This window comes from Rhodococcus sp. 5G237 (assembly GCF_053764735.1).
Genome location: NZ_JBSNCD010000006.1, coordinates 446,677 through 458,079 on the forward strand (window position 1 = coordinate 446,677; position 11,403 = coordinate 458,079).

Consider the following 11,403-nt stretch of genomic DNA (forward strand, 5'->3'; position numbering starts at 1 on the left):
ATACTCAGAGCGTGTCGGCTTCCTCGGCGAAGGCCGACGCGACGTCGCGCAGCGAACGCAGAGCGGTCCGTGCTCCCTCCGTGGAGGCCGAGGCCAGCCCGCAGACCGGGCTCACCGCCACCGATTGCAGCACCTTCCGGGGGAAGCCGAGCCGGTCGATCAGTTCGACGGCCGGTGCCGCGTACTCGCGCCAGCCCGTCGAGGCCGATGCGGTGGCGGGCACGATCCCCAGGATCGGGACCGTGCCGGAGTCGAACAATTCGCCGAGTCCGTCGAGTTCGGAGCGTCGCACGCGTCCGACGTCGAAGGCCACGGCGTCGGCAGCGCTGCGTCGCAGGAAGTCGGCCGGGAAGGTGCCCGCGCAGCAGTGCACCGCGACGGAGAGCCCGGTGCCCCGGATCGTCGTGTCGAGCACGTCCAGCGCTTCCGGGTCCGGCACGGCAGGGACGGTCTCGAGGACGGTCCGGCCCTTCAGCGTCCCGGCGAGCACGTCCGGCAGCGACGGTTCGTCGAGTTGCGCGACGACGCGCACCCCGAGCCGGCGGGTGATCTCGGCGGCGTGTCGGGCCAGGCCCTCCGCGAGCGATTCGGCCAGGTCGCGGACGGCGCCACGGTCGGTGAGCACCCGTCGTCCGGTGGCGAGTTCGACGTGAGCGGCGAGGGTCAGCGGCCCGGCGGCCTGCACCTTCACGGGACGGTCGGCGGCCGGTCCGGCGCGTTCCCAGGCCTCTTCGAGCGCGTCGAGGTCCTGGGCGAGCAGGTCGCGCGCCCGGGCGGCCACGCCGCCGCGTCGCGACACGAGGCGGTAGCCGGTGGTCGAGGTGTCGAGGTACATGTCGACGAGCAGGGCGCTGACCCGCCCGATCATGTCGGCACCGAGGCCGCGTGCCGGCAGTTCGACGAGGTGGGGCAGATCCATGAGTTCGCCGACGACGACCGCCGCGGCCTCACGCGGGTCCGTCCCGGGCCACGAACCGATGCCTGTCGCGAGACCGGACCACACCTCGCGGCCGGTGGCAGGTGCGGTCACCGGTCCCCTGCCGTGATGGTGCCGCTGCCGAGGACGATGTCGCCCGCGGCGTCGGGCCGGTACAGCACGGCGGCCTGACCGGCGGCGACACCGGTGAGCGGTTCGCGCAGCGAGATCTCGATGCCCGGACCCACCGCTTCGGCGACGGCCGGGGCCAGGCCACCGTGGGCGCGGACCTGGACGACGCACTCGATCGGTCCGACAGGAGCGGTGCCGGATGTCCACACGGCGCGTTCGGCCCGGATCGACTCGACCTTCAACTGTTCGGCGCTGCCGACCCGGACGGTGCCGCTCTCCGGTTCGATCGCGGTGACGTAGCGGGGGCGGCCGTCCGGCCCGGGCCCGGCGATACCGAGTCCCTTGCGCTGGCCGATGGTGAAACCGTGCACGCCCTCGTGCTGCGCGAGCACCTCACCCGAACGGTCGTCCACGACGGCGCCGGGACGCACACCGATCCGGGCCCCGAGGAAGGCGCGGGTGTCGCCCGACGGGATGAAGCAGATGTCGTGACTGTCGGGCTTGTTCGCCACCGCGAGTCCGCGTTCGGCGGCCTCCTCGCGGATCCGGCTCTTGGGGGTGTCGCCGACGGGGAACACCGCGCGCGACAACTGCTCCGCGGTGAGCACGGCGAGCACGTACGACTGGTCCTTGTCGGCGTCGACGGCGCGACGCAGCACCCCGTCGTTCAATTGCGCGTAGTGACCGGTGGCGACGGCGTCGAAGCCGAGCGCGACGGCACGGTCGGCGAGCGCCGAGAACTTGATCTTCTCGTTGCAGCGCAGGCACGGGTTCGGGGTCTCGCCGGCGGCGTAGGACGCGACGAAGTCGTCGATCACGTCCTCCTTGAAGCGGTCTGCGAAATCCCAGACGTAGAAGGGAATTCCGAGCACGTCGGCGGCTCGGCGGGCGTCGCCGGCGTCCTCCTTCGAGCAGCATCCGCGCGAGCCGGTGCGCAGTGTGCCCGGCGCGGTCGACAACGCGAGATGCACTCCCACGACGTCGTGTCCGGCCTCGACCATACGGGCGGCGGCGACCGCCGAGTCCACACCGCCGCTCATTGCCGCAAGAATCCTCATCTCCGGTCACCTCCTCGTCCACCGGCGCTCGCCAGTCCGGCGGCGCGAGCCCTGTCCACCACGGAAGGGAGAGTTTCGATCAGTTTGTCGATGTCACTGCGGGTTGTGGTGTGCCCCAACGAGAATCGGAGCGAACCGCGTGCCGTGATCGGGTCCGCCCCCATCGCGACGAGTACGTGACTCGCCCGCGCGACCCCGGCGGTGCACGCCGAACCGGTCGAGCATTCGATACCGGCCGCGTCGAGCAACATCAGCAGCGAATCCCCTTCGCATCCGGGGAACGTGAAGTGCGCGTTGTTGGGCAGTCGTCCGGCCTCGCGAGGACCGTTGAGGATCGCGTCGGGGATCGCCGCCTCGACACCCGCGACGAGAAGATCGCGCAGGTGCGCGAGTTCGGCGGTGCGGCCGGGCAGATCCGAGGTGACCTCGCGCAGCGCGGCGGCCATCGCCACGATGGACGCGGTGTCCTGCGTCCCGGACCGCACGTCGCGTTCGTGGCCCCCACCGTGGGCGAGCGGCACGCACGGTACCTGCCTGCCGAGCAGCAGCGCTCCCGCTCCCTGCGGACCACCGAACTTGTGAGCGGCCAGGGTCAGTGCCGCCAGTCCGCTCGCGGTGAAGTCGACCGGGAGATGCGCGACCGCCTGCACGGCGTCGCTGTGCATCGGGACGTCGAACTCGGCGGCGACCGCAGCGAGTTCGGTGATCGGCATGACGGTGCCGACCTCGTTGTTCGCCCACATCACGGACACGAGGGCGACCTCGTCGGCGTGGCGCGAGAGTTCCTCGCGGAGCGTGGTGGGATCGACGCGGCCGGACCCGTCCACCGGCAGCCACGTCACTTGGGCGTCCTCGTGCTCGACGAGCCATTCGACGGCGTCGAGCACGGCGTGGTGTTCGACCGCACTCGCGAGGATCCGGCGACGCCGGGGGTCCTGGGCGCGGCGTCCCCAATAGATGCCCTTGACGGCCAGATTGTCGCCCTCGGTGCCACCGGAGACGAAGATCACCTCGGAGGGTCGGGCGCCGAGGGCGGCCGCAATCGACTCCCGCGATTCCTCGACGCGCCGGCGCGCTGCGCGCCCCGATCCGTGCAGGGAGGATGCGTTTCCGACGGTGGTGAGGACCGACGTCATCGCCTCGACGGCCGCAGGAAGCATCGGCGTCGTCGCGGCGTGATCGAGGTAGACGGTCGTGGAGGTACCGGAGGGACCGGCGGCGGGCGAGGTCATGACCGATCCAGGATAGCGGGTCGGCGCAGGTGCCCGCCGCGCTCAGGGGGTCGCCCGTCAGGCGGCGTCCACCGTCCGTGCCGCTCCACCGACCGGTGAGCCGCCGACCGGCAGGAACGTCACGGCCTCGACCGGGCGCTCGTCACGGACCGCGCGGGCGCATCGGGCTGCGAGATCGTGCCGGTCCCGACCCGGATGTTCGAGCGGAGCGAGCACGACTTCGACGACGACACCGCGGTTCCGGATCATCCGCCGGATCGAGGAACCTATCGTCTCGTCGCCGACGAAGGCCGGCACGGCGGTGAGCTCTCCCCCGCGCTCGCCGTATCGCAGGCCCACGGGCTGGACGGGGCACTGCGCGTCCACGGCCGCCTGCAGCAGTGCGGGGCGGAAACCGCCGTGGGACCGGCCGCATCGGGTCGTGCCCTCGGGGAAGACCGCGACGCGTCCACCCTCCACCAGGCGGGTGTGAACTCGCTCGATCACGTCGGGCAGCAGTCGCAATCGTTCCCGTTCGATGGTGATGACACGCATCCGGCGTGCGAGTGCGCCCAGCAGACCCCAGTCGAGCAGATCCGCTCGTGCGACGAACTCCGCGGGAGCGACCGCGGTGAGGACGAGGACATCCGTCCACGAGACGTGCGGCGCAACGACGAGCACGCCCCCTGCGTGCGCCCGCCGGTCATGCCGGTCGTCGATCGTCGGACGGATGCCTACGCACCACAACAACACGCGCGCACTGCGGCGCACCGCGCTCTCCCGACACGTCGCGGGAATCATCCGCCCGGCCGGCAGGAGCGGCACCATCATCAGCACGACCGTGACGATCGCGATGCGCAACCACACCGTCGGCAGACCCACACGGTCCGTCCTGTCCGGCAGGCACCGGATCCCGCACGGACTCGACGGCATCCACGCGTGCACCGGTGTCGTACCGGCCCGAGTCACCACGACCCCCGCTCGGCACGCTCGGCGGCCGCGCGCAGGCGGGCGAGATAACGGGTGTCCGCCCGGTCCACGGCGAGGACCGCGACGAAGTCGGCTACCCCGAAGTCCGGGTCGTGGGCCGGTTCACCACAGATCCGGGCACCGAGCCGCAGGTATCCGCGCAGGAGCGGTGGGACGACCGGGCGCGGCAACGGAACGATCTCGTCGAGCGGGTGGCCGTCGACCATCACGGGATTCAGCGGTCGGACCCGCGCTGCGGGTTCGACGGCGTGTCGTTCGAGCAGCAGGTCGCGCACGGCCCGGACGTTCGATGCCTCGGGTTCGTCGGGCGTCGTGCGCATGGGCACCGAGACGCATCCGACGACCTCGTTGTGTCCGGTCGCCTCGAGATAGTGCAGGATGCCGGCCCACATCAGGGTCAGGACCGACCCGGAACGGTGAGCGGGATCGACGCAGGCCCTGCCCATCTCCACCAGGCCGCGCCCGTGTGGGTCGAGTGCGGAGAGATCGAATTCGGTGGCGGTGTAGTACCCACCGGCCTCGCGGGCGGCTTCGGGCGGCAGCATCCGGTAACAGCCGACGACGTCGTCGGTGACCCGATCGCGCACCAGCACGTGGTCGCAGAACTCGTCGAACCGGTCGGCGTCGGATCCGTCCCCCGCATCGGGGATCCGGAAGCCGGGTTCACCGGAGAAGACCCGGTACCGAAGACGTTGCGCAGCCAGGCGATCCGACGCTTCGGTCGACACGACGAGGGAGTAGCGGGGGCCGGACAGGACGGGAGCGGTGAATCCACTCGGGCGGTACAGCACCGGCGATGTGGTCATGCCCCAAGGTGTAACGACCGTGGGAGGCGCGTCGGCGGCGACGGGGTGTCGCGGCGATGCATCGCCGATGAACACTCCCGCAGAATGCACGCGGCCCCGCTCCTTTCGAAGGAGCGGGGCCGCGCAGGGATCGATCTGCCGGAGCGGATCAGCCCTTGTGCTTCTTGACCTCTTCGGTCAGCTGCGGAGCGACGTTGAACAGGTCGCCGACGACGCCGTAGTCCGCGATCTCGAAGATCGGAGCCTCTTCGTCCTTGTTGACGGCGACGATGGTCTTCGACGTCTGCATGCCGGCGCGGTGCTGGATGGCGCCGGAGATGCCGAGCGCGACGTACAGCTGCGGGGAGACCGTCTTACCGGTCTGACCGACCTGGAACTGGCCCGGGTAGTAGCCCGAGTCGACGGCGGCGCGGGAAGCACCGACGGCGGCACCGAGCGAGTCGGCGAGCTCCTCGACGACGGAGAACTTGTCGGCCGAACCGACACCGCGGCCACCGGAGACGACGATCGACGCCTCGGTCAGCTCCGGACGGTCGCCGCCGACGATCGGATCGCGCGAGACGATCTTCACGGCGTTCTCTTCCTGGGCCGGAACCTCGACGGCCACGCGCTCGGCGGCGGCAGCCTCGGGCTTGGCCTCGATGGCACCCGGGCGGATGGAGATCACGGGGACCTCACCGTTGGCCTTGGCGTCGACGGTGAACGCGCCACCGAAGATCGAGTGCACGGCGGAGCCGTCGGCCTTGACGTCGACGACATCGACGAGCAGACCGGAGCCGATGCGGGCGGCGAGGCGGCCCGACACCTCCTTGCCCTCGACGGACGCGGCGGTGATGACGGCGGCGGGGCTGGTGGACTCGACGAGCGACGCGAGGACGTCGACCTTCGGGGTCACCAGGTAGTTGTCGACGTCTTCGGACTCGGCGGCGTAGACCTTGACCGCACCGGCGGCGGCGAGGGCGTCCTGCAGCGCGTCGGCGGTGCCGGGGGCACCTGCGACGACGGCGGAGGGCTCGCCGAGCACACGCGCGGCGGTGATGAGTTCGGTGCTGACCTTCTTGAGCGCGCCCTCGGCATGCTCGACGAGCACGAGTACTTCTGCCATTACTACTTCTCTCCTAGATATGTCAGATGTTGTCGCGGGGCGCGATCAGATGATCTTCTGGCCGACCAGGTACTGAGCGATCTTGCTGCCGCCGTCGCCCTCGTCGGTGACGCGCTCACCCGCGGTGCGCGGGGGCTTCGGGGTCACACCGGTGACGGTGGACGCAGCGTTCGCAACACCGAAGATCTCGGGATCGAGACCGATATCGGCGAGGGTGAGGGTCTGAACTTCCTTCTTCTTGGCGGCCATGATGCCCTTGAAGGAGGGGAAGCGGGGCTCGTTGATCTTCTCGGTGACCGAGACGATGGCGGGGAGCGGAGCCTCGATGCCGAAGACGCCCTCGTCGGTCTCGCGCTCGCCGGAGGCCTTGCCGTCCGCGATCGTGAGCTTGCGCAGGTGCGTCAGGTGGGGCAGGCCCAGGTACTCGGCGATGATCGCGGGCACGGCGCCCACGCGACCGTCGGTGGCCTCGTTACCGGCGATGACCAGCTCGACACCCTCGATCTGGCCGAGTGCAGCGGCGATCGCGTACGCGGTCTGGATCGAGTCGGAGCCGTGCATGGCGGGATCGTTGAGGTGGATCGCCTTGTCGGCGCCCATGGACAGCGCCTTGCGGATGGCGTCGGTGGCGCGGTCCGGGCCGGCGGTCAGAACGGTGACCTCGCCGCCGTCGCGCTCCTTGATGAGCAGAGCTTCCTCGACGGCGCGCTCGTTGATCTCGTCGAGCACGGCGTCGGCGGCCTCACGGTCGAGCGTGTAGTCGCCGTCGCTGAGCTTGCGCTCGGACCACGTGTCGGGGACCTGCTTGATCAAAACGACGATGTTCGTCATGGGTCTGCGTCGACCTCCTGTGTGTAGCTGCCTTTGGTCGGCAAGGCGCTGCCTGAACCGAGCACTCGTGTCTTTCGCACGGCGTGTGCGATAGATTATCAGCCGCTAAGTTACCAGCCAGTAACTTGACGGGATTCCCGGTTCACCATAGCCGTACGAAAGGACGACGAAACCTGTGATCTGGAACACCGGAGACCACCCCTCCGGGGAGAGGTCTAATGTCGTGGCGGTGAGCGACACCCCCGCCCGCGCCGATGACGCGCACACCCTCCCCCTCACCGGCGAACGGACGGTCCCCGGCATCGCCGAGGAGAACTATTGGTTCCGACGTCACGAGGTCGTCTACCAGCACTTTCTCTCCCGTTGTGAGAACCGGACCGTGCTCGAGGCCGGTGCCGGCGAAGGCTACGGAGCCGACATGATCGCCGACGTGGCGACGCGCGTGATCGGCCTCGACTACGACGAGAGCGCCGTCGCACACATCCGCGCGCGCTACCCCCGCGTGGACATCCGGCACGGAAATCTCGCCGAACTTCCCCTCGAGGACGAATCGGTCGATACGGTCGTGAACTTCCAGGTGATCGAGCATCTGTGGGATCAGACACAGTTCCTACGCGAGTGTCACCGCGTTCTCACTCCCGGCGGCGAGTTGCTGATCAGCACTCCCAACCGCATCACCTTCTCCCCCGGCCGCGACACCCCGCTCAACCCCTTCCACACCCGTGAGCTGAACGCTGCCGAACTGACCGAACTTCTCGAGGACGCCGGCTTCCGCGTCGAACTCATGACCGGCGTGCACCACGGCCCCACGCTGCGCGCACTCGATGCCAAGCACGGCGGATCGTTCATCGATGCCCAGATCGAACGCGCCCTCGCCGGACAACCGTGGCCGGACGATCTCACCGCCGACGTCGCCATGGTCTCCACCGACGACTTCACCATCGTCCCCGAGAACATCGACGCCAGCCTCGATCTCGTCGCGATCGCCGTGAAGGACCCCGCAGCGAAGGACACCGCTCCGTGAGTGCCGCATCATCTCGCGAACCCGGCATGTTCGCGCTCGTCCTCCACTCCCACCTCCCGTGGCTCGCCCATCACGGCCGGTGGCCAGTCGGCGAGGAATGGCTCTACCAGTCGTGGGCAGCGACCTATCTGCCCGTCACCGACGTCCTGCGGCGGCTCGCCGCCGAAGGCCGGACCCGGATGCTCACACTCGGCATCACCCCGGTACTGGCCGCGCAACTCGACGACCCGCACTGCCTCGCCGGAATGCACCACTGGCTCGGCAACTGGCAGCTGCGCGCGCACGAGGCCGCCGGCATGCGGGAGGAGTCCTACCGCGCGCTCGGCGCCCGCGAGCACCGCGCCGCCACTGCCGCACTGGAGGACTTCGAAACCCATTGGCGCCACGGCGGATCCCCCGTCGTGCGACAACTGATCGACGCCGACGCGATCGAACTGCTCGGTGGCCCCCTCGCCCATCCGTTCCAGCCCCTCCTCGACCCGCGACTGCGCGCCTTCTCCCTGTCCGAGGGTCTCGCCGACGCGCACGCCCGCTGGAACCATCGCCCGCGCGGCATCTGGGGTCCGGAATGCGGTTACACCCCGGGCATGGAGAAGGGTTACGCCGCAGCGGGAGTCGAGCACTTCATGGTCGACGGTCCCGCGCTGCGCGGCGACACCTCGCTCGGCCGCACGGTCCGCGACTCGGACGTCGTATGTTTCGGCCGCGACCTGCAAGTCTCGTATCGCGTGTGGTCGCCGAAGTCCGGCTATCCCGGCCACTCCGCCTACCGCGACTTCCACACCTACTGCCACGACACCGGACTCAAGCCGTCCCGCGTCACGGGCCGCACGGTGCCCTCCCACGAGAAGGCCCCATACGACCCCGAACTCGCGTCACAGGCCGTCGACCGGCACGTCGCCGACTTCGTCGAGACCGTCCGGCAGCGACTGCGCAGCGAATCCGACCGCATCGGCCGGGACGCACTCGTCGTCGCGGCCTTCGACACGGAACTGTTCGGCCACTGGTGGTTCGAGGGCCCGATCTTCCTCGAACGACTGCTCCGCGCTCTTCCCGAGGCCGGCATCGAGGTGGGTACCCTCGCCGATGCGCGCGACCGCGGATACGTCGGTGCCTCCGTCGATCTCGAGAACTCGTCGTGGGGGTCGGGCAAGGACTGGCGGGTCTGGGCCGGCGACCAGGTCGCCGATCTCGTGCGTCTCAACGACGAAGTGGTGCGCACGACCCTCGACAGCATCGACAAGTCCCGCGAGCAGAGCACGTCGTCGGTCGCGCTCCGCAACCGCGTGCACGACCAGATGGTGCGCGAAGCGCTGCTGACGGTCTCCAGCGACTGGGCGTTCATGGTCAGCAAGGACACCGCCGCCGCCTACGCCCGCGACCGCGCGCACAAACACGCCCACGCCCTGCGTGAGATCGCCGAGGCGGTGGATTCCGGACGCACCGAGACGGCACAGCGTCTGGCCGACGGATGGAACCGCGCCGACAATCTCTTCCCAGGACTCGACGCCCGACGACTGCCCGGACGCCACGGAGGCCCGCGATGAAGATCCTGCTCGTCTCATGGGAGTACCCACCCGTCGTCGTCGGCGGCCTGGGCAGACACGTCCACCACCTCGCCACCGAACTCGCCGCGGCAGGCAACGAAGTGGTGGTGCTGTCACGTCGCCCGACCGGAACCGATGCCTCGACCCACCCCACGATCAGCCACATCGCCGACGGCGTGCTCGTAGTCGCGGTCGCGGAGGACGCACCCCACTTCGACTTCGGCGAAGACATGATCGCCTGGACCTTGGCGATGGGCCACGCGATGGTCCGCGCCGGGATCGGACTGAGCCGTGGCGGTATCGGCGAGGGTTGGTATCCGGACGTCGTCCACGCCCACGACTGGCTCGTCGCCCACCCGGCGATCGCGCTGGCCGAGTACTTCGACGTGCCGCTCGTGTCGACCCTGCACGCGACCGAGGCCGGTCGCCACAGCGGCTGGCTGTCGGGCCGGATCAACCGGCAGGTGCATTCCGTCGAGTGGTGGCTCGCCAACGAATCCGACCGTCTCATCACGTGTTCGGCGTCGATGCACGACGAGGTCACCGAGTTGTACGGTCCGGATCTGCCGGAGATCTCGGTGATCCGCAACGGCATCGACATCACCACCTGGTCGTACCGCGAACGCGAACCGCGTCCCGGGCCGGCACGACTGCTGTACGTCGGTCGCCTCGAATACGAGAAGGGTGTGCAGGACGCGATCGCCGCGCTCCCCCGCATCCGCCGCTCGCATCCCGGCACGACCCTTGTGGTCGCCGGTGAGGGCACCCAGTTCGAGTGGCTGCGCGAGCAGGCACGCGTGCACCGCGTCGCGCGCTCGGTGAGTTTCCTCGGCAACCTCGACCACACCGAACTGCTCGGCTGGCTGCACGGCGCCGACGCGATCGTGCTGCCGAGCCGGTACGAGCCGTTCGGCATCATCGCCCTCGAGGCCGCGGCGGCGGGTACCCCGCTCATCGCCTCCACCGCCGGTGGTCTAGGTGAAGCCGTGGTCGACGGCGTGACCGGACTGTCGTTCCGGCCCGGCGACGTGGCCGGACTCGTCTCGGCCGTCCGGGAGACCCTCGACGATCCCGAGGCCGCGCAGGTACGTGCGCGGGCCGCCCGAGCACGACTGACCGACGACTTCGACTGGCGCCGCGTCGCCGAGGAGACAGCGCAGGTCTACTCGTCGGCGAAGCGGCGGGTGCGTCACCCACTCGCACGCCCCGCAATCCCCCAACGCCCCCTTCCGGATCGCGGATGAACGAGCAGCACACGGTCCAGGTCGAGCGCCTCGAGCCGCACGAATCCGACATCGTCGCCGTCACCGAACTGCTCAACGCCGTCTACGCCGTGGCCGAGGACGGCATGTGGGTACCGGGCACCACACGGACCGACACGGACGAGATCACCCGGTACGCGCGGGAGGGCAGCATCCGCATCGCCCGCTCGCACCGCCGGGTGGTCGGCTGCATCCGCGTGACTCCGGTCGACGCGACGACGGCCGAGTTCGGGATGCTCGCCTCCGACCCGAAGGTCCGCGGCACCGGCGTCGGCCGCCTCCTGATCGACACGGTCGAGGCGGAGTTCGCCGAGCGGGGTTTCGAGGCGATGCAACTCGAGGTGATCCGCCCGCGCGACACCTCGCACGGGTCGAAGGTGTTCCTCGACCGGCTCTACACCCGGCTCGGGTACGTCCCGGAGGACCCCGCGCCGCTCGATACACGCCATCCGGAACTCGTTCCGGCTCTTGCGGTTCCATGTGAGACGGTCGTGTACCGGAAGCCTCTGCGCCGCTCCTGA

Annotated in this window: 11 protein-coding genes; 4 read left to right on the top strand and 7 right to left on the bottom strand. The window is 69.7% G+C overall.

The genetic code is table 11. The annotated features are described in order from the left end of the window. Positions 1-4: 4 nt before the first annotated feature. From ACWPOC_RS17005 to ACWPOC_RS17035, 7 genes are all read right to left on the bottom strand, one after another. Positions 5-1,030 carry a methionine synthase gene (locus ACWPOC_RS17005; RefSeq protein ID WP_120279765.1) on the bottom strand — a complete coding sequence of 342 codons (1,026 nt, stop codon included), beginning with the start codon at positions 1,028-1,030 and terminating at the stop codon, positions 5-7. Next, positions 1,027-2,106: a tRNA 2-thiouridine(34) synthase MnmA gene (gene mnmA, locus ACWPOC_RS17010; protein WP_120279766.1), complete on the bottom strand. Its 1,080-nt coding sequence runs from the start codon at positions 2,104-2,106 to the stop codon at positions 1,027-1,029. Before mnmA ends, ACWPOC_RS17005 begins: the two co-directional genes overlap by 4 nt. Continuing rightward, the gene (locus ACWPOC_RS17015) at positions 2,103-3,338 is read right to left on the bottom strand and encodes a cysteine desulfurase family protein (protein WP_120279767.1); all 1,236 of its coding nucleotides are present in this window, start codon (positions 3,336-3,338) and stop codon (positions 2,103-2,105) included. Before ACWPOC_RS17015 ends, mnmA begins: the two co-directional genes overlap by 4 nt. 57 nt (positions 3,339-3,395) lie before the next feature. Next, a complete protein-coding gene (locus ACWPOC_RS17020; protein ID WP_455408995.1) occupies positions 3,396-4,250 on the bottom strand; it encodes a lysophospholipid acyltransferase family protein in 855 nt (284 codons plus the stop codon). Between the two features lie 32 nt (positions 4,251-4,282). Beyond that, entirely contained in the window at positions 4,283-5,113 is an 831-nt protein-coding gene (locus tag ACWPOC_RS17025; RefSeq protein WP_120279768.1) for a GNAT family N-acetyltransferase, read from the bottom strand. 148 nt (positions 5,114-5,261) lie between these two features. Next, entirely contained in the window at positions 5,262-6,218 is a 957-nt protein-coding gene (locus ACWPOC_RS17030; RefSeq protein ID WP_006554564.1) for an electron transfer flavoprotein subunit alpha/FixB family protein, read from the bottom strand. 45 nt (positions 6,219-6,263) lie between these two features. Then, positions 6,264-7,049, bottom strand: coding sequence for an electron transfer flavoprotein subunit beta/FixA family protein (locus ACWPOC_RS17035; RefSeq protein WP_019288406.1), 786 nt, complete (start codon positions 7,047-7,049; stop codon positions 6,264-6,266). A gap of 223 nt (positions 7,050-7,272) precedes the next feature. On the opposite strand from ACWPOC_RS17035, the gene ACWPOC_RS17040 reads away from it, so the two are divergent. Genes ACWPOC_RS17040 through ACWPOC_RS17055 form a run of 4 tightly spaced genes read left to right on the top strand, consistent with a single transcriptional unit; the run spans position 7,273 to position 11,403 of the window. Continuing rightward, positions 7,273-8,073, top strand: coding sequence for a class I SAM-dependent methyltransferase (locus tag ACWPOC_RS17040; protein ID WP_120279769.1), 801 nt, complete (start codon positions 7,273-7,275; stop codon positions 8,071-8,073). A 26-nt stretch (positions 8,074-8,099) separates the two neighbouring features. Next, positions 8,100-9,620, top strand: coding sequence for a 1,4-alpha-glucan branching protein domain-containing protein (locus ACWPOC_RS17045; protein WP_120279770.1), 1,521 nt, complete (start codon positions 8,100-8,102; stop codon positions 9,618-9,620). Next, entirely contained in the window at positions 9,617-10,864 is a 1,248-nt protein-coding gene (locus tag ACWPOC_RS17050) for a glycosyltransferase family 4 protein (protein ID WP_120279771.1), read from the top strand. The genes ACWPOC_RS17045 and ACWPOC_RS17050 overlap by 4 nt, the downstream gene beginning before the upstream one ends. Further along, entirely contained in the window at positions 10,861-11,403 is a 543-nt protein-coding gene (locus tag ACWPOC_RS17055; RefSeq protein ID WP_455408996.1) for a GNAT family N-acetyltransferase, read from the top strand. The genes ACWPOC_RS17050 and ACWPOC_RS17055 overlap by 4 nt, the downstream gene beginning before the upstream one ends.